This is a genomic window from Parabacteroides sp. ASF519, assembly GCF_000364265.2.
GTDB classification, from domain to species: Bacteria; Bacteroidota; Bacteroidia; order Bacteroidales; family Tannerellaceae; genus Parabacteroides; species Parabacteroides goldsteinii.
The window spans coordinates 4974353-5000381 of sequence record NZ_AQFV02000006.1 but is presented as its reverse complement, the minus strand read 5'-3'; the positions used below and the strand labels follow the sequence as shown (position 1 = coordinate 5000381).

The 26029-nt window shown below is 41.7% G+C and carries 24 protein-coding genes and 1 tRNA gene; 6 read left to right on the top strand and 19 right to left on the bottom strand.

Annotation, left to right across the window (positions count from 1 at the left end):
* Positions 1-7 precede the first annotated feature (7 nt).
* The 12 genes from C825_RS20085 to C825_RS20030 form a co-directional block, all read right to left on the bottom strand.
* Positions 8-1198, bottom strand: a complete 1191-nt coding sequence (locus C825_RS20085; RefSeq protein ID WP_010799895.1) for a glycosyltransferase — start codon at positions 1196-1198, stop codon at positions 8-10.
* Between the two features lie 145 nt (positions 1199-1343).
* Positions 1344-2993: an asparagine synthetase B family protein gene (locus C825_RS20080; protein WP_010799893.1), complete on the bottom strand. Its 1650-nt coding sequence runs from the start codon at positions 2991-2993 to the stop codon at positions 1344-1346.
* Between the two features lie 220 nt (positions 2994-3213).
* The gene (locus tag C825_RS20075) at positions 3214-3369 is read right to left on the bottom strand and encodes a hypothetical protein (protein ID WP_206672123.1); all 156 of its coding nucleotides are present in this window, start codon (positions 3367-3369) and stop codon (positions 3214-3216) included.
* 360 nt (positions 3370-3729) lie between these two features.
* Positions 3730-4935 carry a UDP-N-acetyl-D-mannosamine dehydrogenase gene (gene wecC, locus C825_RS20070; protein ID WP_044214540.1) on the bottom strand — a complete coding sequence of 402 codons (1206 nt, stop codon included), beginning with the start codon at positions 4933-4935 and terminating at the stop codon, positions 3730-3732.
* A gap of 132 nt (positions 4936-5067) precedes the next feature.
* Positions 5068-6162, bottom strand: a complete 1095-nt coding sequence (locus C825_RS20065; RefSeq protein ID WP_010799890.1) for an MraY family glycosyltransferase — start codon at positions 6160-6162, stop codon at positions 5068-5070.
* Between the two features lie 470 nt (positions 6163-6632).
* The gene (locus C825_RS20060) at positions 6633-7304 is read right to left on the bottom strand and encodes a hypothetical protein (RefSeq protein ID WP_044214539.1); all 672 of its coding nucleotides are present in this window, start codon (positions 7302-7304) and stop codon (positions 6633-6635) included.
* The gene (locus C825_RS20055; protein ID WP_010799888.1) at positions 7285-8115 is read right to left on the bottom strand and encodes a metallophosphoesterase family protein; all 831 of its coding nucleotides are present in this window, start codon (positions 8113-8115) and stop codon (positions 7285-7287) included. The genes C825_RS20060 and C825_RS20055 overlap by 20 nt, the downstream gene beginning before the upstream one ends.
* An 87-nt stretch (positions 8116-8202) precedes the next feature.
* Positions 8203-8925 (bottom strand): HAD family hydrolase, encoded by a 723-nt coding sequence (locus C825_RS20050; RefSeq protein ID WP_007652863.1) that lies wholly within the window; start codon positions 8923-8925, stop codon positions 8203-8205.
* A 4-nt stretch (positions 8926-8929) separates the two neighbouring features.
* A complete protein-coding gene (locus tag C825_RS20045; protein ID WP_007652864.1) occupies positions 8930-9847 on the bottom strand; it encodes a CDP-alcohol phosphatidyltransferase family protein in 918 nt (305 codons plus the stop codon).
* Positions 9847-10704 carry an ATP-grasp domain-containing protein gene (locus C825_RS20040; RefSeq protein WP_010799887.1) on the bottom strand — a complete coding sequence of 286 codons (858 nt, stop codon included), beginning with the start codon at positions 10702-10704 and terminating at the stop codon, positions 9847-9849. Before C825_RS20040 ends, C825_RS20045 begins: the two co-directional genes overlap by 1 nt.
* A 32-nt stretch (positions 10705-10736) precedes the next feature.
* The gene (locus C825_RS20035; protein WP_010799886.1) at positions 10737-11438 is read right to left on the bottom strand and encodes a nucleotidyltransferase family protein; all 702 of its coding nucleotides are present in this window, start codon (positions 11436-11438) and stop codon (positions 10737-10739) included.
* Positions 11439-11550: 112 nt separating this feature from the next.
* Complete coding sequence (locus C825_RS20030; RefSeq protein WP_010799885.1) at positions 11551-12843, bottom strand: inositol-3-phosphate synthase; 1293 nt, start codon at positions 12841-12843, stop codon at positions 11551-11553.
* 432 nt (positions 12844-13275) lie between these two features.
* Between C825_RS20030 and rbp the strand changes: the two genes are divergently transcribed.
* Together rbp and lpxZ are read left to right on the top strand one after the other, a co-directional pair.
* Positions 13276-13521 carry an RNA-binding regulator gene (rbp, locus tag C825_RS20025; RefSeq protein WP_007652869.1) on the top strand — a complete coding sequence of 82 codons (246 nt, stop codon included), beginning with the start codon at positions 13276-13278 and terminating at the stop codon, positions 13519-13521.
* Between the two features lie 106 nt (positions 13522-13627).
* Complete coding sequence (gene lpxZ, locus C825_RS20020) at positions 13628-14881, top strand: LpxZ family protein (RefSeq protein ID WP_010799884.1); 1254 nt, start codon at positions 13628-13630, stop codon at positions 14879-14881.
* Positions 14882-14911: 30 nt separating this feature from the next.
* On the opposite strand, the gene C825_RS20015 is transcribed toward lpxZ, so the two are convergent.
* The 7 genes from C825_RS20015 to C825_RS19985 all read right to left on the bottom strand — a co-directional run bounded on the left by C825_RS20015 (position 14912) and on the right by C825_RS19985 (position 20451).
* Positions 14912-15289: a cyclic nucleotide-binding domain-containing protein gene (locus C825_RS20015; RefSeq protein WP_007652871.1), complete on the bottom strand. Its 378-nt coding sequence runs from the start codon at positions 15287-15289 to the stop codon at positions 14912-14914.
* A 9-nt stretch (positions 15290-15298) separates the two neighbouring features.
* Positions 15299-16324, bottom strand: coding sequence for an FAD:protein FMN transferase (locus C825_RS20010; protein ID WP_010799883.1), 1026 nt, complete (start codon positions 16322-16324; stop codon positions 15299-15301).
* 62 nt (positions 16325-16386) lie between these two features.
* The gene (gene ilvD / locus C825_RS20005) at positions 16387-18114 is read right to left on the bottom strand and encodes a dihydroxy-acid dehydratase (protein ID WP_010799882.1); all 1728 of its coding nucleotides are present in this window, start codon (positions 18112-18114) and stop codon (positions 16387-16389) included.
* Between the two features lie 14 nt (positions 18115-18128).
* Positions 18129-18692 carry a manganese efflux pump MntP gene (locus tag C825_RS20000; RefSeq protein WP_010799881.1) on the bottom strand — a complete coding sequence of 188 codons (564 nt, stop codon included), beginning with the start codon at positions 18690-18692 and terminating at the stop codon, positions 18129-18131.
* Positions 18693-18721: 29 nt separating this feature from the next.
* Positions 18722-19672 carry a glycosyltransferase family 2 protein gene (locus tag C825_RS19995; protein ID WP_010799880.1) on the bottom strand — a complete coding sequence of 317 codons (951 nt, stop codon included), beginning with the start codon at positions 19670-19672 and terminating at the stop codon, positions 18722-18724.
* Between the two features lie 18 nt (positions 19673-19690).
* A complete protein-coding gene (locus C825_RS19990) occupies positions 19691-20221 on the bottom strand; it encodes a DUF4199 domain-containing protein (protein ID WP_010799879.1) in 531 nt (176 codons plus the stop codon).
* 156 nt (positions 20222-20377) lie between these two features.
* Positions 20378-20451, bottom strand: a tRNA-Thr gene (locus C825_RS19985).
* A 527-nt stretch (positions 20452-20978) separates the two neighbouring features.
* Between C825_RS19985 and C825_RS19980 the strand changes: the two genes are divergently transcribed.
* The 4 genes from C825_RS19980 (at position 20979) to C825_RS19965 (ending at position 26012) form a co-directional block, all read left to right on the top strand.
* Positions 20979-22382, top strand: coding sequence for an amidophosphoribosyltransferase (locus C825_RS19980; protein WP_010799878.1), 1404 nt, complete (start codon positions 20979-20981; stop codon positions 22380-22382).
* Between the two features lie 263 nt (positions 22383-22645).
* Positions 22646-23866 (top strand): peptidase T, encoded by a 1221-nt coding sequence (gene pepT / locus C825_RS19975; RefSeq protein ID WP_010799877.1) that lies wholly within the window; start codon positions 22646-22648, stop codon positions 23864-23866.
* A 13-nt stretch (positions 23867-23879) separates the two neighbouring features.
* Positions 23880-24965 (top strand): glycine cleavage system aminomethyltransferase GcvT, encoded by a 1086-nt coding sequence (gene gcvT, locus C825_RS19970; RefSeq protein ID WP_010799876.1) that lies wholly within the window; start codon positions 23880-23882, stop codon positions 24963-24965.
* A 93-nt stretch (positions 24966-25058) separates the two neighbouring features.
* Positions 25059-26012, top strand: coding sequence for a hypothetical protein (locus tag C825_RS19965; RefSeq protein ID WP_007652882.1), 954 nt, complete (start codon positions 25059-25061; stop codon positions 26010-26012).
* The last annotated feature ends 17 nt before the right edge of the window (positions 26013-26029 follow it).

Sequence of the window (26029 nt, the reverse complement as noted above, 5' to 3'; positions counted from 1 at the left end):
CATATGCTTAATGTAATGCTATCTCGTAGAACTGCTGTAATGCCAAATTGTTGTTGACAGGATTATCAATGAAGTATTGACAGAACTTACTAAGTAAGGCAGGCTCAACAAGTATACGTTTGATCATTTCAACTACGCCATCTACTGAGTTTTCACAGATGATACCATTTATGTTGTTAACAACCACCTCGTCGGCTGCACCATAGTTGGTCACAAGTGCCGGTGTATTGAGAATCTGAGCCTCCACATTTGCCATGCTTAGTCCTTCGTATAGTGATGTCAATACAAAAGCATCGGCATACTTCATGTAGGGATAAGGGTTAGGCTTCAGCCCTACAAACTCAATGAAGTTTTGTAGACAATAATCATTCAATTTTTGTTCATAACTAATTCGGTCGATACCATCGCCCACAACCTTCCAATCAAAATTTGTATATCCATCTGCAATAAGTATTTTGGCAGCTTCAAGAATACGACTAATTTTCTTTTGCTTCTCATCGAGTCGACATACTGTCACTAAATGTATTTTCCCATTATTCTCGTAAGGATTGGCATACTCTACTGACAATTGTTTAATTCGAAGAATGTCATACATATTATAAATAACGAAAGATTTCTCTTGATACTCAGGCGCTATTTTATCAAATAGAATTTTGTTATTTTTACTTACATGAATAATACCATCAAAATCACGAAATATCTCGGTTGCAATATGTCGGGTTATTCCACACTTGGCTGCATCATTGTGTATCCATGCCAGTTTTTTACGTGCTTTCACGTTATTGAGCACAAACTGATAGTCGCCACCCAAAGTAATATCTCCGCTGTTAGAGTATAAATTGTTAGAAAACGCAATTGCCATATCATAGCATCCCTCTACCTTTTTCCCTTTTAAGCAAAGTTTGAGAATAAACTTCACACCTAAAAATCTTTTCAGCATCCGTAATAATACCATGCGGACTTTACGATAAATACCAATATTACTGATGCGACGACGGTCAAGAAGAGCTTCTCCAAGCATGTTGGAACCTTGGATTAACTTGATACCCTCGGGTAAACTGACGTTATCGCTGACATAATTGGATAAAATGCACAGTGTGATATCATTATCCTTTTTCAGTTCGTTCAAGAAATTAAGCAATGATGTGCTAATACCACCAATATCCAGCAGTTGCAAATTTGAAATAAAAATCTTCATTTTAATCTATCTAGAAAATTAATGGTTATATATTGACGGCATAATTTTATCCAGATAAATCCTTCTGTCATGTCGTACTTTTTTGTCATTATGATAACTTTTTATCAATTATAGTTTATTATATCTACTTCAAATACAAAAAAGATTATTTGATATATGTTTTTACAGTAGCAAGTAAAGATATTGCCATTAATTTATTTATCGCATTATTACTATTATACATAGTACATGCTTCTTTGTATAATTCTGGATAATCACCAACTATATGAATATTCTCGTCGAAATAATCACAAATGAAGTTTCTCAGATGCTCATTGGTCTCATACCAATACTGGTAAGGATTCATGTGATTCCTGTTAACCGATGACTTCAACAATCCCAACTTATATCCCAAATCATACAACTCATAACTAACCTTGTTCTTTAATTTATGGAGAAAGGAAATAACTTTCCTGTCATTCCTCATACGAGAACTAGGGAACGATGCTGCCACAGGATATTTTGTGTCAAGCCATTTCCAATATAGTTTGCTATCCAATCGTAGTTTCAACGGTATCGATGCACAAAATTCCATAAACTCCAAATCTAGGAACGGTGACACCGCATAGGTAAAATTGTTTCGCAGGTAATGTGTATTCAATATTCCTTTGAAACCACGAGTGTACATCATAAAATCCTCATGACATTTATAATCTTCCTGTTGAACATGAAAGCGAAGGGGAAGCAACGAGGAGTATCTACCAGCATTGAGGTTAACAGTTTGAACCTCATTGTGAAGATAACTGCCTACAATCACATCTCCAAGCTGACCTGTATGTTCTAAGCCGTAATTACAGAAATTTATGAATCTAAGCCACTGATATCCACCTGAGATGCTGTAGTAGCAACCAAGGCCAAACTGTAGCTTAACCATTTCGTCAATATCATAGAGGAACGTGGCGTCATCTAAAGAATGATGGAAAAATTCATTCAAAAATCTCTCCCCCATTTGAGCTGAAAAACAATATTCATCAGTTTGTGACTGAGAGTAACTAATATTTGTAATATCCTTGTAAGCAAGATCACAGGCAATCCAATTCACCATTCTAGAATCCAATCCAGCTGATAAATCAGCTAAATGACGTTTGTAGCCATACTCAATATCTTTTTCAAAGCATAATCTTACTGCTTTGCGGAAATGATGGTCAAGACCTTCAACCGCCTGTTCCATTGTCATATCAACAGATTTACTCCATGTGAACCTATGGTATTTCTTCAGTCGAAAACCAGTCCCCATCAAGTGAAGCAAACAGCCGGGATTTATTCGTTTAATGTTGCAGGAAATAGTTCCATCATCAGGAACAAAACCGTATGTCAAAAGAAAATGAGACGTTTTCTCATCAAGAGCTCCACATCCTACTCTTTCTATTAAAATGTTGAAGTTGTTTGAGACAAAGAGTTTCTTATTCTTTTCATCGAAAGAATAGAAACACGATACATCTCCAGTCTGATTTCCCCAAGCATATCCTTTCCGCTTTGTTTTATCATAGACGAATCCTGTAAAAACTCCCGTCCATCTCTCTACTGTAGTTTCACCAAATAATATTTGGAACAGTAAATCCTTCATCGAGGTACAACTGTTTGACCTAAACAGGTCTTTCTTATTCAGCAAAACTCCATCGCAAATAAGCAGAAAGTATTCATCCTCAAAAAAACATTTATCATCACGGAATCTATCAGAAAACGAATATTCCGCAAAATCTTGATGACTTGAGCACAAGTCAACACAGACAAGCCAATACGAACAATTTGTCATATGTAATCATTCAATATAAAGTAAACACTCTATTCAGGGCACTTTTGCAGTCTCCTAAACTGTGTCTCATTAAAAAAACATTTTGAATTTAATATTGGCGTAAACACTCAATCACTTCCTCTCAATTCTATATCAGCAAAATAGGATCTCGTTTTTTGTTTTCAAATGATTGTTCTTTCTATTGTACACAGTAAACTCCTTAAAGGAAACTTGCATAATCCTAGTTGCCGTGCATCATTTCACGGATCAGACAGGTTAACCATTTCTTCAATTGAAGGTCACGATCCTTTTCAGTTTCTATCAAAGTGTAGAACCAGGCAAACATCTCAAAGCCACGTTTACTTACGTTGTGAAGACAGTTCTTGCCTGAGTCCAATATTGAAGATGTTTCAAAATCGGATTGTTCCTCGTCAAGTGTTTATATGCAAAGAATCGTCCGACTGTCGTTCCTGTCATTGGCATAAAGGAAGTATGTCACTCGGGGTTACGATCACCCAAAGATATTTAAATTCTATAACAGCAAAGAAGTAATTGAGTGCTTACTTCCAGTAACCGTATTAATGAAATTAAGAACGATATTCGTCTTTAGAGAAGGTATTCAACGGTTTTCGCAAGATTCTAGTTCATTTAAGAATCACGATCTTACTACTATATATTGACTCATAACAAAGTTATATACCTTATCAACAAAGATAAAACTTTTTTTGGAGCAAATTATTTATAATCCGTCTTACATCTATTTCTTATAAATCCCACAGAAATCCAAGATAACTTTGTCTTCCCGATACGGCAACGACTTAAATGGATCATGCGCCGTCAAGAAAACCACTATATCCGCTTTATCATAAGCCTCCCGATAATCGGTTAATTTGAAAACATTATGGCTCTCCACATTCGGCTCTACCACTAGAATATCCGCATTGTTACAACTTAGCATCACTTTGGTCGTGATGTATTTAGCTGGAGATTCACGTAAATCATCAATATTCGGTTTGAATGCCAATCCCATCATCGCGATACAGGGCTTACGGTGATTTTCTAACTCAAACTTTAGCATAGCATTTTGGATTTTCTCTGCACACCAAAATGATTTATAATTGTTTATTTCGCGTGCCTTAGCGATAATTTGCGACTCAATCGGGAAATCTGAAGTTATAAAATAAGGATCTACAGCTATACAATGACCTCCAACACCACAACCTGGTTGTAAAATATTTACACGAGGATGCTTATTGGCTAATTCAATCAATTCCCAAACATTAATGCCTGCTTTATCACAAATTATGGATAATTCATTAGCAAAAGCTATCTGAACATCACGAGATGAATTTTCAGTGAGTTTACACATCTCTGCAGTCTTACTATTTGTCTTATGCAAACTACCTTGTACGAACAAACTATAAAATTCTACAGCCTTATCTGTAGATTCAGGGGTGATCCCGCCGATAACCCGGTCATTGTGTACTAATTCATAAATAACATTTCCAGGCAGTACACGTTCCGGGCAATAAGCTATATAAATTTTATCTTTCAAATCCGGACGTTCAGAAAAAATCAATGTCTGCATTTTTTCTGTTGTCCCTACAGGAGATGTTGATTCTATCACATACAAATCTCCTTCCTTTAATAATGGAAGAACAGATCGGGTAGCAGCCTCTACGTAAGATATATCCGGTTCATGATTTCCTTTAAAGGGAGTTGGAACAACAATAAAATACGCATCACTCTTTTCTGCAGTAGTAGAAGCTTTCAACTTTTGTGTAGCTACAACTTCTTGCAAACATTCCTCCAATCCAGGTTCAATAATATGAAGTTTACCTTGATTTGTCATTTCTACCACATTAGGATTGATATCAACCCCTAACACATCTACACCATGCTTTGCAGCAATTATTGCTGTGGGAAGTCCGATATATCCCAACCCCATAAAACAAGCTTTCATATTCTCTACTGTGTATAAAAAATATTGTTATTACTTAAAATATTTAAAGTTTGATGTTTTTTTAGTTAGTGCTTAATCTAAAGTATGTCTTTACGATAAAATAATTTTGAGACACTTCACGTAAATCGATACTTATTGATTTTTATCTCTGATCTTATCAAACCACAAATTCAACCCAACCCAAACAACAATATCCATTATAAACAAAACATTGTTATTTACATAGGATATTAATGTCATATTGATGATACTGAAAGATAACGCCATTGCCAATATACAGATCATTGCTTTGCGCGAACTGAAACCCATATCCAAAAATTTGTGATGTATATGATTTCTGTCTGCGTCAAATAACCCTTTGTGATTTCGGGCACGCACCAATATTACCCGGATCACATCAAACATAGGAACTATTAAAGTAGAGAAGGCAATAACGATAGCTCCCTCTGAATATGGGGCTCTTTCAGGATTGTTATTGGTATAGGAGATAGCTAAAAAAGCTAATATATATCCTAGTGTCAAACTCCCAGTATCACCCATAAATATCTTTTTACAGCGATCTACATTACCAAAAACATTATAATAGAAGAAGGGAAGTAGTACTCCCAGTGTAGAAAAAGCGAGCATGGCATAAATCCACTGGCCATAATAGATATATAAGCTGCCGAGAGTTAACAGTGATATACTACTTAACCCGGATGCTAATCCGTCAATGCCATCTATCAGATTGATCGCATTGACAATGAATACTGTTAATAGGATTGTAAAAGGAATTCCTAGCCAGGGAGTCAGTTCTTCAATACCGAAAAGACCATATAAATTGTTGATCCATAGGCCGGACAGGGGGATAAGGGAGGCTGCTATGATCTGTATAACGAATTTGCTTCGGTAACGCAGTCCGACCAAGTCATCTTTTATGCCTGATAAATACAATAACGTTAAGCCACAGACTAAGAAATAAAATTCAGGAACTATGAAATGAAGGCTGTCAATGGCGATTTCATAACCGATAAGATACCTTAATCCGGTGGTGAAAGCCAATGAAAATAGGATGGTGGGGACAAATGATATGCCGCCCAGACGGGGAATTATTCCGCTATGGACTTTTCGTTCGTCGGGGATGTCGAATAACTTTTTTCGGAAAGCTACGACGAGAATCCTTGGAATAATAAGCGCTGATAGAACTATTGATATAAATAGAGAAATAGCAATGAATATATAAATCATAACAAACTATAAGGTATTGACACAACAAAGTTCGTCAGTCACAGATGTGAGCTCACGAAAAACAATGACTAGCTAAAACGATCGTTTTTTTTAGTCACCGCAAAGGTAGGCATTTTATTCATATCTACAACAAAGAAAAAATATATAGATTTTAATTTTCAAAACTTATATAGAAAGTGCTTCAATTGTTAAAACAAACAGAATAATGACTAGTTAAAACGATCGTTTTTTTTAGTCATAGTTTTTGCTTGTATATCTGTGGTTTATAGTTTGTTATTGTGTGTTTTGAAAGGCGGTTGAAACTTTTTTTTGATGTTTTGGAAAGACTGTTTTTATGTGTTAAATAGTACAATAACAGGTGTGTGGTTACTGGTTAAAAATAACATATGTAGTCTGTAGCATATACAAATATTTGTATTTATTATTAATGTAGTGATAAGTAATCTCTTATGGAAGTATAATATTTCTTATCACAATATCTGAAACTTCAGGCCAAATGACAGGCTGAGATAGTCTTTCGGCTTCAGATATTTGTTTCCAAATTTGTTAAGGATATACAGATCGCATGAGCTGAGTTCGTAAAACAGCGTGACTGATTTATGCCATCTTCCCGGATTATTGAATTTAAAGGTGACACGTTCGCCGAGAAAAATATGGGTCCGTACTCTTGTTGAAAAGAAGTAATAGCCTTTAGGGTATTTGTCAGGGCTTTGTACCCAAAAATCTCTGTCAAGCAGGGTGTTAATGTATAACCCTGTTGTTAACGGTTCGAAATCAATGTTTTTATGCAAAGGAACTCTCCAGGGGATATAATTTTGCTTTACCGTGAATGTTGCCATGGTGTGACGTTTTTTTGAACTTTCTGCTTTCAGGTTACGGGCGGTTTTGGGAACAAATCCGAAGAGAAGGTCTGTTTCCCAGTGATGGCGGTAGTAGTCCCATCCGATCCCGAAAGAGAACATACCCATGGAGCCGGCAAATTGTATTTTACTGTACCGAGGGATAAGATTTTCCCATAGTGAAGTGTATCTTTCTATATGTCTGTCATACAAAGTCGGGGCAGGGATACTGTCCTGAGCATTTGTATAAAACGGAAAAAGCAAGGTTAAGAGCAGTAGTAATTTAAAATTTAACGATTTCATATGAGTAGTCATCAGGTGTTACGGTAAAGAGTAAATAAGTACGTTTGCCGATATTGTCGCAGCAATAATAAATGATCCCGTCGTCGAACAGGTCGCGGGCGGCAAAGTTATGGTCGTGGGCATGCAAGCAGAAAAGAGGATTGGGAAATTCCCGTATCTTTTCCTGGAAGATATCTGCCACATTGTTATTGAATTGCTCGCTTCCGGGCGGCACATGCATAACAAAGATCGTGCATTTATCATCTTCTGTTGTACTGTTCAGTACACCCTTTATAAAGGAGAAATCGGGTACAGGAATAGAGTAATCGTATTCAAGCGCATTCGTGTTCAGGCAGATGAAACGGATTGCACCACCTCCGCCATAATACTGTGAGGGGCCAACGCTGAACGAGAAGTTTTTAGGACCGTACATATCCTCGTATACCAATTCCCCGTTGCCGATAATGTCATGATTGCCGATCAGGGCAACATAAGGTATTTTTAGCTTGGATAAAATTGAATGTTGCCAGATATATTCTTTTTTGATACCAAAATCGGTCAGGTCACCTCCGTGAATGACAAAATCGATAGAGTCCCGTTGGTTGACATGCTTCACGAAGTCATTCGTTTCATCCAGCCAGCGCTGAGTGTCGCCTGTAAAGATAAAACGGATGGTGTCTTTATCCTGGCAGGCGTTCCGGATTTTAAAAATATTCATTTCATTGATATCTTTGTCTTCCTTGTACGTGATTCTGCCGTCGTATGGATGGTAGTCTATCAGGTCACATGATGTGAGTAGTACGAATAGTACTAGTGCATATTTTTTTATCATAAAAGTAGTCCTGTCTTTTTGGTAACAAAGATAGGACTACTTTTATGATTGGAAAGGTTTCTATTGAATTATTGATGGTCAGAAAGTCTATAGGCTGAATGCCTGTTCCAGTTCTGTGAAATCGGTAATAACCAGGTCGGCCGATTCATCCCCCCGGTAATCGCTCCAGCCGATACTTTTCAGCCAGATTGTTTTGCAGCCGATAGACGTAGCGGGGATAATGTCTTTATCGTGAGAATCTCCGATTACGACGATCGTTTCTGCCGGTAATGATAATTCTTTTACACCTAACCCGAATATAGCCGGATCGGGTTTGCGGATACCGACAACTGCTGATTCGACAATCGATTTAAAATAAGTATCCAGATGAAAATCTTTTAGTACGGATTCGATGTTCCCATAGAAATTGGAGACCAGTACCAGCGGGTATTTTTGAGACAATGCCTCCAGTATGGGACGGGCTGTGTCGATCGACTTCCGTGCATAAGCATAGCACCAGTCGGCCAGCCGCTGTTTTAATCCGGGAGTGGCATACGCTTCGGGGATAAAATCGCCGGCTTTGAGCCATTCGATCTGTATGTCTGTCTTCAGGCGCAGCATGTCGAGGAAAGTGTGATGGGGCTTTACGATCGGATTTTTACCTAACGTCCGTTCGCCGTGCACATAGGCATTCCGGAAGATCTCTTTGCTCACCGGTACTTCTTCGGCCTGATAAGCCATCCAGATCACTTCGGCCCAGTGCATGCCATTGCTGTCGATGGTACCGCCATAATCGAATATGATTCCTTTTATCTTGTCTGATTCGAACATATATTTATGATTTTGATTCGAGTTCTTTAGTGAATTGGGCACAGAAACGTTCGTGTGTTACGATCATATATGCCAGCATGATATTCAATACTGTCATTTCAAATACGAAATACAGCCAGGGCATATCGATGAAAAGACTGACGAATAAAGCAATGACACGTGTGTTGAATGACAGCATATTCGTGTATTTCATCATCGGAAGGCTCTTTTCACGGAAGGCTTTCCGGAACCATTCCGGAGCTTCATCGTGATACTTGGTCCGGATGATGTTCATCATTTTCTGAAACTTCGGCGACAATGCTTCCTGCCCGACGGTATAGTTGATATAAAATGTTTCAAAAAGTTTGTAGATAAAATCTTTTTTCCAACTCATCGTCTTGTATTTCTCTTTCAGGGCGGGAGAGTGGGAGAGTTCGCTTCCGGCTTTTCCTTTCAGGAATAACAGGTGGATATTCCGGTAATAATCAGCCATGGCGGCTTGTTTGCTGTGGAAAAATCCGGTGATAGCAGCAAATATCCAGATCCAGATACCCCATTCCGGTGTCAACCGAAGGCAGATGGCGGCATAGATAGCAATAAACCAGCAGTCGCCGGCTGTTCCGTCCAGAATACGACCCAATGGTGTTTTCTTACCAGTCATGCGGGCCAGCTGTCCGTCGGCGCTGTCGTATGAGTTTGCCCAGATAAGCAATAACATACCGATGATATTTATTGTCAGGCTCTGGTAATAGAAACAAATACCGGCTGCAATACCTATAAATATACTGGCTACGGTAATTGTATTGGGGGATACTCCCAGCTTATTGAAGAATAACGCCCAACGATAACCGATCGGGCGATAGAAGTGGATATCGATGAATTCTTCGGTATCCAGGGATTTGAGTGTAGACTCTATATCGGGTTTCTTTTTTGTTTCTTCCATTACTTGCTGATTAAATTATAGATGCGGCGGGCAATTTGGGGAGCAGCTTCGTCCCGGCAGGGAGCAAAACTGGGCCAGTCATTGAAATCGATCAGCCGGATCGATCCGTCATCTGAAATAATACAGTCACCACCGTAAATATGAATGTTCAGTACTTCTGCCGCCTGGCTGCAAAGTTGCTGCAACTTTGAATCGTCAAACGGAATGCCTTTGGCCGTTCCGTTTATCTGTTCTAACCCGAATTTACTGTGATGTTGGTTGGAGGGGTAGAACCAATAAAAGAAATCAGTTCCGGTCACGCCATAGAACTTAACCAGGTCGCCAACCAGATGTTCGTTGACTACGGCAGTCTTGATTCCGCGGATGGCGTATTCTTTCAGGATTGTTTTGGCTTCTTCCGGATTCCTGACGTAGGTGACATCTTCCCGGTGGATGGCGTGAAAGTCGCCTCGTTTGATCCAGCAGTTATAAAATCCGGCTTTTTCCAGTGCGGCTGTCGGGTCTTCATCGGTAGGAAGGATCAGGCTGGCCGGATGTGAGATGTTGTTCGACATTAACAGGCGGGTCATTTTCTCGCGTGTACAGTTTTCTATTCCATAGCCGGAGTTGATAACGGTATAACCCTGATCTTCCATCTGCTGTAGTTTATGGATAGAAGTCCAGTTTCTGACCATATTGAAGATGGCTGTCTCTTCAAATTGATGGATTATCAGATCTGATTCTATGTATTCGTTTACTTCACATCCCAGATCGCGCAGATGTTGGACGGTCAGAGAGAAGATGGCGGCATCGTTACCGATATGGTTGGGGGAAAATTGATTTTCCCGGCGGATGCCTGCTATTGTTAGTTTACTCATTACTTTTTTATTTAGTTGTCACTTGTCAACTATCAACTGTTTAAAAAATCTTCGGCCTTTTTGATATCTTCGGCATGATCGACGTCTACGATTTTGCTGAATGGATAAGCTTTCAGCTTTAATCCTTCAGCAATAAGCTGACGTTGGTAGTTGCGCATACGTGACATGCCTTGTCCGATTGCATTATTCAGAACTTTCAGTCCGGAACGTCGCAGGCAGTAAATACCGCCGGAGATATAAGAACATGGCGGTTCTCCTTGTTTATCCAGAAAGCCCTGGATTACTAAATCGTTGTCTGTATCTACGTATAAAGGTTTTTCGTCATCTATAAAATCGGTTACTGCCATTAACCCGTCCAATTGACTTTCTTTCAGGAACGCCTGGATGTATCCACCGAATTCTTCTTCTTTGAAAATCGTGTCGACGGTTGTCAGGCAGATATGATCACTGTCCAGATGATGGCTGAGCTCATAAAAGCTATGCATGGAACTGGGCGTGGATTTAACCAGCAGATAAAAAGGAACAGGCAGTTCCAGTTTTCGCAAGTGCTCCTGCACTTCCGTCATTTCTTCATTTACAATAATACTGATAGATGACGCATCGTTTTTCAGAAAAACATTGATCAAACGATCAATTAACGCCGTACCGTTTAGTTGTACCAGTGGTTTGGGCCATTTTACTCCTTCTTGCACCAAGCGGGAACCCTCGCCAGCTGCAATGATTGCATAATCCATATTTGTCAGAAACTAATTGAATTAAGATGATTGATATATGAAAAAGAAATTCTTCTATCCGAGGAAAAAATCGTTTTTGGACGGATAGAAGAAGTCTTTTTATATGTGTGTATTAATCCAGATAGCTAGGTGCTTTTTCTCCGATCATATCACGCAAAGTCTGTTTAACCATTCTCCACTGCTGGAACAGGTCGTGAACAGGCTGGTGTTCGAAATCGTGCATCGGGCTCTTGCAGAAGAATGACAACCAAGTCTGGATACCGGACATACCGGCACGCATAGCCAAGTCGCTGAACAATACCAGGTCGAGAGCGATAGGAGCGGCGAGGATAGAGTCACGGCAAAGGAAGTTTACCTTGATTTCCATCGGATAGCCCATCCATCCGAAGATGTCGATGTTGTCCCATGCTTCCTTGTTATCCTTGCGGGGAGGATAATAGTTGATACGTACCTTATGATATACGTCACCATAAAGGTCTGGATATTTTTCAGGTTCGAAGATATTGTCGATCACAGACAGTTTACTAACTTCTTTTGTCTTGAAGTTTGCAGGATCATCCAATACTTCGCCGTCGCGGTTTCCTAAGATGTTGGTGGAGAACCAGCCGCTTACACCCAGCATACGTGTTTTGAACATCGGAGCCAATACAGTCTTCATCAATGTCTGTCCGCTCTTGAAGTCCTTTCCGGAGATAGGAACATTCATCTGTTTGGAGAATTCCCACATAGCCGGCGTGTCTACACATAGGTTAGGAGCACCCATAATGAACGGAGCACCTTCTGCGATAGCAGCGTAAGCATAACACATACTCGAGGAAACAGCTTCCGTATTGTTTTCCTTCATCGCTTTTTCCAATGCGGCAAGCGACATGTGTTCATCTGACAGAGGAATGTAGATTTCAGTACTTGCAGCCCATAAAACGGCGATACGTTCGCAATTATTGGCAGCCTTGAAATCACGGATGTCCTGGCGCAGTTGTTCTACCATTTCCCAACGGGTGGCAGCCTGTTTGATGTGCGTTCCGTTTAAGCGTTTAGCCCAGTTGTGATCGAATGCAGCCGGCATCGGTTTGATGGCCTGCAATTCTTCTTTCACATTGTTCAGGTCTTTTTCCTTTAATACTTCAGCATACATGGCAGCTTCGTATGCATTATCGGGGAATATATCCCAACCGCCGAATACAATATCGTTCAGATCAGCCAAAGGCACAATGTCTTTGATTGCTTTCTCTTCTCCGCTTTCCAATCGCATAGTCGCCATCTGGGCGATTGAGCCGATTGGTTTCGCTACTCCTTTACGAGCAGCCAGAGTACCTGTAATCATGGTGGTTGATACTGCTCCACCTACACCCACAACGAGAATGCCAAGTTTCCCTTTAGCTTCTTTTACTTCGATTTTTTCCATGTCAATTTAAGTTCAAAAATAATTGTGCAAATTTAGGCCTTCTTAATTGAATTAAAAAGGATAAATATGCGATATAATTGGTCAAAAATACTATAATTTCCAATAACTTGCCAGTCTTTCTGTACAAAAGTACTATTCTCTTCGTACTAAAGGCTTGTTTTTTGAGTTGTACGTAAGATAAAAAATATCTATCTCTTGAACTATTTTGTTACAAAACTATAAAAATAGATTGGTTTCACAAATAATTTTGACGAATATAGTTGTTTATCGAATAAAAATACTTTCCTTTGTGGCATGTGAACAACATAGTTTTCAGAAATTGCTCTTTTATCTCCGATGTAATATTCAACAAGTGAATTTATTTTGTAGTAATGGACCTTTCCAAGATTATTTGTTACAGTTTTTTTATTAATTATTTTATATCATTTTTGTATGAATATTTACATTGGTAACCTGAACTATCGGGTTAGAGAATCTGACTTACAGCAGGTTTTAGAAGAGTATGGAGTTGTAGAATCAGTAAAGTTAATCATTGATCGCGACACTAACAGATCAAAAGGTTTTGCATTCGCAGAATTTACAAATGAAAGCGAAGCAAGAAATGCAATCAATGAATTGAACGGTGCTGAATACGAAGGCCGTCAGATGGTTGTTAAAGAAGCTACTCCAAGACGTTGAGTTAGTTTTAACAAATAGTATAAGAGAAGGGGTACGGAAGCTAAACATCCGTATCCCTTTTTTTATTGCTGATAATTTCTTACGTTTGCTGCAAATTTTGAAATAAATGAAAACTCTTCCCTTGAAATCTACCCGTCTGCTTCTGCCGGGTATTTGCTTTCTGATTGCAAATCTATTTGTTGTATGTTCGGCCCAGGCACAAATTTCCGACCGGGTGTTTAAGTCGGACCACCGGATCGATCCGGAAAAGAAAGGGCAATTATCTGTCGAGTTGGATAATATAAGTTTCTTTAAAGATAATGAATATACCGGTTCGATTATGAAAGGATATTCTTTGCCGGGATTCTGGATACAACCGAAAGCTGTTTTTTATCCGCTGGGTAATATAAAACTTGAGTTGGGGGTGCATATGCTCCGTTATTGGGGTGCAAAGAAATATCCGAGCCTGGCTTATCAGGATATTGCCGAATGGAAAGGCGACCAGTACCAGCATGGCTTCCATGTCCTTCCTTTTTTTCGGGCGCAGATGGCTTTGTCCGATCATGTGAATATTGTTCTTGGCGATATTTATGGCGGTGCTAATCATAACCTGATCGAACCTTTATATAATCCGGAGTTGAACCTGACGGCTGATCCTGAAGCCGGACTTCAGTTGTTGTATGACTCCCGCAGGTTTGATCTGGATGTCTGGGTGAACTGGGAAAGTTTTATTTTCCGTGAAGATACGCATCAGGAGGCCTTTACTGTCGGGTTGTCGGGGCGTTATAAACTGAATGATCCGGATGCGCGTTTTCATTTTTATGCACCGGTGCAGGGATTGGCCCAACATCGGGGAGGGGAGATCGATACGATATTTACTAACTCTGTACAAACTTTGATGAATGGCGCTGTGGGAGTCGGTACGGTTTGGAACACAGGTAATCCGATATTCCGGAATGTAAATCTTGAATTTGATGTCGCTGGTTATTATCAGCAGGCCGGTAAGTTATGGCCATATGGTAGCGGCTCCGGTTTTTATGTCCGGGCATCTGCGGATATTTACGATTTTCGGGTGAAAACATCTTATTGGAACAGTAATAAATTCATCTCCATGTTCGGCAGTCCGTTTTATGGAGCGGTATCGACATCGGATGAAGGTGTTTCTTTTGACGGGCAAAATATGGTTTATCTGGGGTTGGAATACTCAAAGAGTTTCGGGAAAGGTTTTTCCCTGGGGGTAGATGTGGATGTATATCAGCATCTGTCTGTCGATAAGTTTGGACTGGGGGCTGGTGAAGTCGGTAAATCCGGCAGCGCTACCAGTTTTTCGGCAGGGATTTATTTCCGGATCAATCCATCGTTCCTGATCAAGCAGTTTTAAAAGGAGAAAATAATGAAAGTAAATAAAGGTCTAATTTATATTAGACCTTTTTTCTTTCTGATAGGATTCAAGCAAAAATAGTGTTTTTGCTAATGACGGGAAAGTCGGTAGAACGACCGGGCGTTCCGGATTCCACTCCGGATCTTCCGTGATCATTGTGGATAAAGTTCCCGCATGCATGAGTACTGTCTGTGCATCTGTGATAGCCGTTATGATATGACGTTTTTCCGTAGGCAATAAAACGAAATACCCTTCATCGACTTCTACTACCGGGGTTGCCGTTTTCGAACAGATGAGAAGTTTGCCTGTAGTGACAAAAAGTAATATGTTTCCCATTTGTTCTGTGTCATATACTACTTCACCGGCTTTTACTTCTTTGCATTCAAATTGATTAATAAAATTCTTCATAAAAAATTGCTACTCGTTCAGCATTGCTTCAATCGGCCTGTTTGGCAGATATTGAAGCATACCGGTAGAGTATTCTATCTGATGTTTACCGTTTTCATCGGAGTAGATTACATAATATTCAATACCGGGAATATTTTTTGCCGCTTCACGTGCTTTTTCCAGCCCCATTGCCATGAAGGCTGTCGCATAAGCATCGGCGGTGATACAATCTTCAGCTACAATTGTTGCGCTTAATATGCTTTGTTCGGATGGGTATCCGGTACGCGGGTCAATCGTATGGGCGTACTTTTTTCCATCTTTGACGTAGTAGTTACGGTAGTTGCCGGATGTGGCAACGCCTCCTTTTTTGCATAACTGGACTACTTCTTCTATATCGTTTTTTATTCCGGTTGAATCGTCTTCCGGTTTATTGATTCCTATACGCCAGCATTTTCCGTTCTGGTTGACGCCTTTCATCGTTACTTCTCCGCCGATTTCGACCATGTAGTTTTCAATACCTTCACGTTCGAGCAGACGTGCTATGATATCGCTTGCATATCCTTTGGCAATCGCGGAGCAATTCAACAGGATACGGGAATCATCTTTTACTACTTTCCGTCCGTCCAGTCTGACTTTCTGATAACCGACGAATTGTTTGATACTGTCGATCATTTGAGGAGTCACACTGTCCATTTTGCTGAAACCGAATCCCCAGAGATTGACCAGAGGAGCACAGGTGATATCGAAAATGCCTTCCGAATGGTCGGATACCTCTTTTGCTTTGTTGAACACCTCGATAAACCAGTCATCTGCTTCGACCGCCTCATTCCGGTTCACTTTTGATATGATAGAGTTCGGATTGAACGGATTTAACGAAAGATTGAACTTTTGAAATTCGGCATCAATCTTTTCTGTCAGTATTTCAGAACCTTCATATTTAATATGATAGATAGTATGAAAAACGGAACCGCTTTCTTCGAAATATTGTTTCTGTTTTGTACAGGCAGTGAACATAAGTATCCATAAACCGGCCGCCAGAATGATCTTCTTGTACATCTCTTTAAATTTTAGCGCAGCAAAGATACTAAAATTTATTGTAATTCAATCAATGTCAGTTGTCAAGCCTTTTTGTTTTCCATATAAGCCCCTTTCATGGGAGATGCGCAGTTGCGTGTAAAAATATCCAGGATACCGCGGCTATGGCGGGATACAGGCTGTGTCCATTGTTTACGACGCTCCGACAAAATCCGGTCTATTTCCTCCGGTGATTGTTGGAAGCCGTTGGTTCCGATGATCTCGAGCTTACGGGCAGGAATGTCGATACGGATCAGGTCATTGTCTTCAACCAGGGCGATAGGACCGCCGTCGTATGCTTCCGGCGAGACGTGTCCGACGGCCGGGCCGCGGGTGGCTCCGGAAAAACGTCCGTCGGTAATGAGGGCAATGCTTTCTGCCAGTTCCGGGTCGGAGGCGATGGCTTCGGTCGTGTAAAACATTTCCGGCATTCCGCTGCCTTTCGGGCCTTCGTAACGGATAAAGACGGCTTCTCCCGGATGGATATTTTTCTGCAATACAGCTTGCAATGCTTCTTCTTCGCTATCGAATACACGGGCCGTTAATGTTGCCTGCATCAGGTTGGGGGAGATGGCGGCATGTTTGACAACGGCTCCTTCCGGGGCGAGATTCCCTTTTAATATGGCAATCGCTCCTTGTTTCCGGATCGGACTTTTAAACGGTTTGATAATGTCGCTGACTTTTACTCCAAGCGGGGACAAGTATTTGCGGCATCCTTCATAAAATCCGTTTGTGCGGAGTGTTTCAAGATTTTCTCCCAGGCTTTTGCCTGTTACTGTCCGGACATCCAGGTTAAGCACGTCTTTCAGTTCTTCCAGAATGGCGGGAACGCCGCCAGCATACCAGAAATATTCGCCCGGCCAGAATCCGCTTGGACGGATATTCAGTAAAAAAGGAATTTGGCGATGGATTTCATCAAATAATTCAGGCGGCAGGTCAATGCCTAGTTCATGCGCAATGGCCGGCAGATGTAGCAGGCTGTTGCTGGAACCGGCTATCGCGGCGTGCACCATAATAGCATTTCTGAAAGCGTCGATTGTCAGGATATCGGAAGGCAGTAACTCTTCTTTCTCTAATTCGACGGAACGCTGGCCGGCGTACCGGGATATCTCTTTTATATAATGTACGTGCGTAGGGATTAAGGCCGAACCCGGCAGTGCGATACCCAGCGCTTCGGCCATTACCTGCATTGTCGAGGCTGTTCCCATAAATGAACAGGCTCCGCAAGTCGGGCAGGCATCTTTTTTATAAGCGAGGAATTGCTCTTCGCTTATTTCTTTCCGTTCGTATTGTGCACTGTATGTTCCGATTTGTTCTAAAGTCAGCAGGTTGGGGCCGGCTTTCATAATACCTCCCGGCAGGAGCAGGGCCGGCATATTCAGCCGGGCGATCGCCATCAGGTGGGCAGGCACCGATTTGTCGCAACTGGTAATGAATATTCCCGCATCGAAAGGCGTTGCTTTTACGTGTATCTCCATCATGGCTGCCATGATATCGCGGGATACGAGCGAATAGTTCATTCCGTCGTGGCCCTGTGCTTCGCCGTCGCAAATGTCAGTGACGTAGTAATTGGCAGCCCGTCCTCCGGCATCGCTGATACCTTTGCCGGCTTCTTCCACCAGCTTGTTCAGATGGGCACTTCCGGGATGGCTGTGTCCGTAACTGCTCTCAACGATGATTTGCGGTTTGCTGAGATCTTCAATGCTCCAACCACTACCGAGGCGGAGTGAATCAAGTTCCGGTGCCAATTTACGTAATTCCTGACTTTTCATATACATTTATTTTATTAGCAGAAGAACAGGTGTTCTATCAATATTTTTGCTCCGATACCGATTAGTATCAGTCCGCCGATCAGGTCGAGTTTCAAATCCACCTTACGTCCGAAACGACTTCCGAAATAAACGCCTGAAACAGACATAAGGAATGTGATGATTCCGATCAGGGAAGCCTGGATGATGATATCCGATTTCAGGATAGCCAGCGAGATACCGATAGCCAGTGCGTCGATGCTTGTTGCTATGGACAGTCCGAACAATGTTTTGTTGCAGAGCGGATTTGTTTTGCTGTCTTCATCTTCTTCCTGCGTACTGTCGTATATCATTTTACCTCCCAGGTAAAGCAACAGGACGAAAGCGATCCAGTGGTCGAAGGCTGTAATGTATTTCTGGAATCCGACACCGGCCAGATAGCCCAGAACTGTCATTGTGGCCTGTGTGATACCCATAAAAGAGCCGATCTTAACCATATTGCACACAGTGCAATTCCGGATTACTGCTCCGCCGGTTACGGACACGGCCAAACTATCCATCGATAATCCGATGGCTAGTAACACTATTTCTATAATTGACATAAATTAAAAAGTTTCCACCCCGGGTGTACTCATATTTCTGATTCTATCTTATAGTTGTTTCTATTGGATGAATTCCTGGAAATCAACTCGCCGATGAATCCGGCTAAGAACATTTGCGTTCCGAGGATCATCGCAGTAAGCGATATATAGAAATATGGAGAGTTTGTTACCAACGGACGTAAATCGCCGGAGAACATGGAGATCAGTTTCATGCTTAATACGAATACCAATGCGATGAAACCGATAAAGAACATCACGCTTCCCCACAGACCGAAGAAATGCATCGGCTTTTTTCCGAATTTGGAAGTAAACCATAACGTGATCAAATCCAGATAGCCGTTGACAAAACGGTTTAGCCCGAATTTGGTTGTTCCGTATTTGCGTGCCTGATGCTGTACGACTTTTTCACCGATCTTATGGAAACCGGCAATCTTTGCCAGGTATGGAATATACCGGTGCATATCGTTGTACACTTCGATATTTTTGATAACGACATTTTTGTAAGCCTTCAGGCCGCAATTGAAATCGTGCAGGTTGTTTATGCCAGAGAATTTGCGGGCCGTGGCATTGAATAGCTTTGTCGGGATCGTTTTGGATAACGGGTCGTACCGTTTCTTTTTCCATCCTGAAACGAGGTCGTATCCGTCTTCCGTGATCATACGGTAGAGTTCCGGGATTTCGTCCGGACTGTCCTGGAGGTCGGCATCCATGGTGATGACTACATCTCCCTGGGCACGCTCGAAACCGCAATGTAGTCCGGGTGATTTGCCGTAATTGCGGCGGAACTTGATGGCTCTGATACAAGGATTCTTTTGCTGTAAACCCTCGATTACTTCCCATGAATTGTCCGTACTGCCGTCGTTTACAAATATAATTTCGTAAGTAAAGTTATGTTCTTTCATCACCCGCTCTATCCATGCTTCCAGTTCCGGTAGAGACTCGGCTTCGTTGTACAACGGAATAACTACTGATATATCCATTATTTGTATTGTTTCTCCTTATTGTTCTTGTCTGATCGCACCGGTTTCATTGTTCCTGCACAGAATGGCTGCTACCGGTATCGAAAGTATAATACCATAAAATATATTATTGAAAACACCCTGAATAGCCATATGGATAGGAGTGAAATTGGTTTTTCCGATTGCTTCTATGACTTCGGTGCTTACCTGTGAGTCTTTCAGCACTTCGATCATCTGGTTTACGGAGTTTGCCAGAAAATCGGCCGGAGCGATAAACTGGAAGAACACGAAATGTTCGAGGGCGAAGATCAATGCGGCAAAAAAGTAAAGCATTGTGCCGAAGCGCCAGGCATGAAAGAAACTGATCTTTCCGCCGATGTCCTGTTTGTATCGTTTTGTCAAATAATAGGCGATGAACGGAACTGTCAGTGTAAGCACTATATATATAATGTTTAGGGCAGGAACCGTATTGCTGAAAATAAAGAACAGGTACTTGATCACCCAGAAAATTCCCATGGCTAAACCATAAGTCATCGCGCTTTTTAATAGTAGACCTTTATTTTCTTCCATTTGTGCTGCTGTTTTAAAGTTTCTATCAGCAAAATTAATCCTTTTGTTATAATATGCAATGTATAACAATAAAAAAAGAGGAAGTTTATTGTCATAAACCTCCTCTTCCAAATTTTTGAATTTTCAATTGTTAATTATCAATTTTCAATTCTTCTGAGCCTCTTGTCGGATTCGAACCAACGACCCCGAGATTACAAATCACGTGCTCTGGCCAACTGAGCTAAAGAGGCAGGTGGGTAAGCTTGCTACATCGCGCCGCTACAACCAAGTACCCTTGCTGCGGTCAAGCCCTGGGGGATTCCGAGGGAGCATGCCGTGTAGGACTTACCCGGGTGCAAAAGTAGATATTATTTTTTACAATGCAAGCGTTTTTATGCATTACAGGTGATATTTGTTTCTAAGTGGCTGTAAACCTTTTATTTTAGTTGTGGTTAAAAAGTGTTTATTCTTTATTGCCGGCTTGATTTATCTTACCGGTAAACTCTATATCGAGTCAACCTCTATTATAGATGAGGCTGAAAGTAGTCAACTAAAAACATTAACACAGTATAGATAGTGTTTCATTGTAATGAAACAAGTGTTTCTACCTAATGAAACAAATGTTTCAATAGGATGAAACAGATTTTCGGAAGGAGGTATTTTATCAATTGTTTCGGCGGTTATCTTTTTTTCTATAGATTCAACTTTACATTTGGTATATGTATAAATATTCTTGTACATTTGTACCCTAATTCAAAAATCAAAAACACTAAGAACAATGGGTGGTTTTTTCGGAACTATTTCTAATTCGTCTTGTGCAACTGACTTATTTTACGGCACAGACTACAATTCTCACCTGGGAACCCGCAGAGGCGGTATGGCAACCCTACACGAAGGCGTCTTCAAACGCTCTATCCATAATCTGGAAAATTCTTATTTCCGTACTCGTTTTGAAAGTGAACTGGAGAAATTCCAGGGGAATTCAGGTATAGGTATCATCAGCGATACAGATCCTCAACCAATCTTCATTAATTCTCACTTAGGTAAATATGCCGTTGTGACCGTAGCCAAGGTGAACAATCTGGAGGAACTACAGAATGAATTGCTGGATAAGGGATGTCACTTTTCAGAAATGAGTTCCGGCCAGATCAATCAGACTGAATTGATTTCATTACTGATCTCTCAGGGTAAGACGTTTGTTGAAGGTGTGGAAATTGTTTTCGAAAAGATTAAAGGTTCCTGCTCGATGCTTATTCTGACAGAGGAAGGCATTATTGCCGCACGCGACAAATGGGGGCGTACTCCGATCCTGATCGGTAAGAAAGAAGGTGCCTATGCGGCATCAAGCGAACCTTGCAGCTTCCCGAATCTGGGATATGAAATAGATTATAATGTAGGCCCAGGCGAAGTGGTTATGCTTACGGCAGACAAGATGACGCAGTTGCGTAAGCCGAATAAGAAAATGCAGGTTTGCTCTTTCTTATGGGTGTACTATGGTTATCCGGTCTCTGAATATGAAGGGGTGAACGTAGATGCTTCCCGCTATGCCAGCGGTCTGGCTATGGCGAAGAAGGATGAGGTGGATGCTGATTTTGTATCGGGTATCCCTGACTCCGGTATTGGTATGGCGCTGGGATATGCTGAAGGTAAAGGGATTCCTTACCGTCGTGCTATCGTTAAATATACACCGACATGGCCCCGTAGCTTTACCCCGGCCAACCAGTCCGTACGTGACCTGGTTGCTAAAATGAAACTGATCCCAAACCGTGCCCTTCTGAAAGGGAAACGGGTGATTTTCTGTGACGATTCGATTGTTCGCGGAACACAGCTTCGCGATAATGTGAATATATTATATGGATATGGAGCGAAAGAGGTGCATATGAGAATCGGATGTCCTCCGATCCTGCATGCTTGTCCGTTTGTCGGTTTTTCTGCTTCCAAGTCCCATCTGGAACTGATTGCCCGCCGGATTGTCAAGGAACTGGAAGGGGATGATGCAAAAGATCTGGATAAATATGCTACAACAGGTACCGAGCAATATAATATGTTGGTGGAACGTATCCGTGAGCAGCTGAATATCACTACACTTAAATTCAATACAGTAGAAGACCTGATCGCTTCGATCGGCCTGCCGAAGGAATGTGTTTGTACACATTGTTATAATGGCAATGGCTGTTTTTAAGAGGGGGTAATTATAGAAAGAATTGAACTATCCCGTTCCCGTGCTTGACACGAGATCGCAAAGGTACAGACCATATCCTATATGTATATTTTGATACTGCCGGTTCTTTTGCGACCCCGTGTCAAGCACGGGGACAAGATAGTTCAAGCCAGATAAAAAGAGAAATAATTACAAAACAATCGTTGGGTAATTATTTCTCTTTATTATTTTGTTATTCGTCGCTCTTTACCTACTTTTATGCTTTAAATATAAAAGTATACCTTATGACAGTATTAGATAGATTTTTAAAGTATGTAACGTTTGAAACACAATCGAGTGAAGAGACCGGGACAACACCAAGTACTCCGGGACAGCGGGTGTTTGCAGAAGAATTGGTAAAGGAACTGGAAGAAATAGGTCTGGAAGACATCACGCTGGATGAAAACAGCTATCTGATGGCAACACTTCCGGCAAATACCGATAAGAAGATTCCGGCTATCGGCTTTATCGCCCATCTGGATACCAGTCCGGATATGTCGGGAAAAGATGTGACTCCACGGATTGTAAATTATAAAGGAGGAGATATCGTCCTGTGCGCCGAAGAGAATGTAGTTCTTTCTCCCCAGATGTTTCCTGAACTGAATGATTATAAAGACCAGGATATTATTGTAACCAACGGTAAGACCTTGCTGGGAGCCGACGATAAAGGCGGTGTGGCAGCCATCATCGCTGCTATGAAATATCTGAAGGATCACCCGGAAATCGAACATGGCAAGATACGTATCGGTTTTACTCCGGACGAGGAGATCGGGGAAGGGGCCAACCATTTTGACGTGGAGAAATTCGGTTGTGAATGGGCTTATACGATCGACGGCGGGCAGATTGGCGAACTGGAATATGAAAACTTCAATGCGGCAGCTGCCAAAATAACTTTTAAAGGTTTGAACGTTCATCCGGGTTATGCGAAGAACAAGATGCTGAATGCTTCGTTGCTGGCTATCGAGTTCGCTTCGTGGCTGCCGGCTTCACAACGTCCGGAACATACGCAGGGGTACGAAGGGTTCTATCATCTGACCAATATGTCGGGTACGGTAGAGGAAGCCTCCTTGTCCTATATCATCCGCGACCATGTGCGCACTTTGTTTGAAGAAAAGAAAGCACAGTTGAAGATGTGGGTAAAACGTATGAACGAAATCTATCCGGGCAGTACAACGCTGGAACTTCGCGACCAATATTATAATATGCGTGAAGTGGTTGAACCGAAGAAATATATCGTAGACCTGGCCTTTGAAGCCATGGAGTCTGTCGGTGTTAAACCGCTGGTTAAACCGATTCGCGGCGGAACGGACGGTGCCCGTTTGTCATTTATGGGATTGCCCTGCCCGAATATATTTGCCGGCGGGTTGAACTTCCACGGACGTTATGAGTTCCTTCCGGTCAACTCATTGGAAAAGAGTATGCAAACAATTATAAAAATAACCGAGCTTCTGGCTCAAAAATCTTAAACGTAATAATAACATGAAAACGACTCCGTTTACCGATGTACATATCGCATTGGGAGCAAAAATGCATGAATTTGCAGGTTATAATATGCCGATCGAATATACCGGCATAATCGATGAACACATGACCGTTGTGAATGGTGTAGGTGTATTCGATGTATCTCATATGGGAGAGTTTTGGGTAAAAGGCCCGAATGCGCTGGCTTTTATCCAGAGTATCACTTCCAATGATGCATCTGTTTTGCCATTGGGTAAGGCGCAATATACTTGCTTCCCGAATGATAAAGGTGGTATTGTGGATGACCTGCTGGTTTATCACTATGAACCGGAAAAATATCTGTTGGTCGTAAATGCAGGAAATATTGCAAAAGACTGGGATTGGTGTGTCAGTCACAACACAGTGGGAGCAGAGCTTGAAAACTCTTCCGATCGTACTGCCCAGCTAGCTATCCAGGGACCGAAAGCAACTGAAGTGCTGCAACGCCTGACTCCGGTCGATCTTTCGTCTATCCCTTATTATTCTTTTGTGACCGGAGAGTTTGCCGGTTGTAAGAATGTAATCATTTCCAATACGGGTTATACCGGTGCGGGTGGTTTTGAATTGTATTTCTATCCGGATGATGCAATGACTATCTGGAATGCAATCTTTGAAGCCGGCAAGCCCGAAGGTATCAAGCCGATTGGTTTAGGTGCCCGCGACACACTTCGTCTGGAAATGGGATTCTGCCTGTATGGCAATGATCTGGATGATACGACTTCTCCGATCGAAGCCGGATTGGGTTGGATCACTAAGTTTGCGGACGGAAAAGAATTTACCAACCGTGCAGAACTGGAACGCCAGAAGAAAGAAGGCGTTACCCGTAAATTGTGTGCGTTTGAATTGGTAGACAAGGGTATTCCCCGTCATGGTTATGAAATCGTGGATGCAGAGGATCAGGTTATCGGTGTTGTGACATCCGGAACGATGTCGCCAGTGTTGAAGAAAGGTATCGGTATGGGATATGTGAAGCCCGAATATGCAAAAGCCGGTTCAGAATTCTTTGTGAAAGTACGTAACCGTAATCTGAAAGCACAGGTGGTCAAAGCGCCGTTCAGAAAATAATGAAAAACAGGCATATGTAAATAAGGAGCCTCATTCGTTACCGGATGGGGCTTTTTTATATATCTTTGCGCCGAAAATATAAAGATAGGTCTCATGTTGAACTTTCTGAAGAACTGGACATTGCCTGTTGCAATGCTGACTGGTGTATTGGGTTATTTGATGTTTGCCAACTTCACCTTTCTGGAGCCGACAAAACCGTTTATGAACACGCTTATTGCGTATCTTACTCCTTTATTGATCTTTGGTCAGTTATTACTTACTTTTTGTAAAGTGGATTGGCGGGAGTTGATGCCGTCTCCGTGGCACGGATGGTTGTTGCTGTTTCAGATTGTTTCTTCATGTGCCCTGGCAGCCTTGTTGATTTTTGTACCTATGGGAGGTTCCTATCGGGAGGTTTTTGAAGCAGCGATGGTTTGTCTGATCTGTCCGACGGCGACAGCGGCGGCTGTTATTACGGGTAAGTTGGGTGGGAGTGCTTCCAGTCTGACTACTTATACCCTGTTATCGAATATTCTGGCGGCGGTAGCTGTGCCATTGATCTTTCCTTTGGTCGAGCCTCATACGGACGTTACTTTCTTCACTGCTTTTCTGAAGATTTTGAGTAAAGTATTTCCGTTGTTGCTTTTCCCGTTTTTTCTGGCATTGTTCTTCCGGTATTGTCTTCCGAAGATACATCATTTTTTGTTAGGTTTCCATGACCTGGCTTTTTATATGTGGGGGATGGCGCTGGCCATCGTAACGGCTCAGACCGTGAAATCGCTTGCCCACAGTACGATTCCGGTAGAGGTCGAGATATTGATCGCATTGGCCGGTTTTGTCACTTGCGCCCTTCAATTCTTTCTCGGAAAACGGATCGGAACTATTTATAAAGACCGTATCAGTGCCGGTCAGGCTCTGGGACAAAAGAACACGGTGCTCGCCATCTGGATGTCTTATACTTATCTCGACCCGGTTTCTTCGGTCGGTCCGGGTTCTTATGTGTTGTGGCAGAATATATTTAATAGCTGGCAGCTGTGGAAGAAACGGAAAAATGATTCTAAAATGTAAATAACAAAGAATAAAAT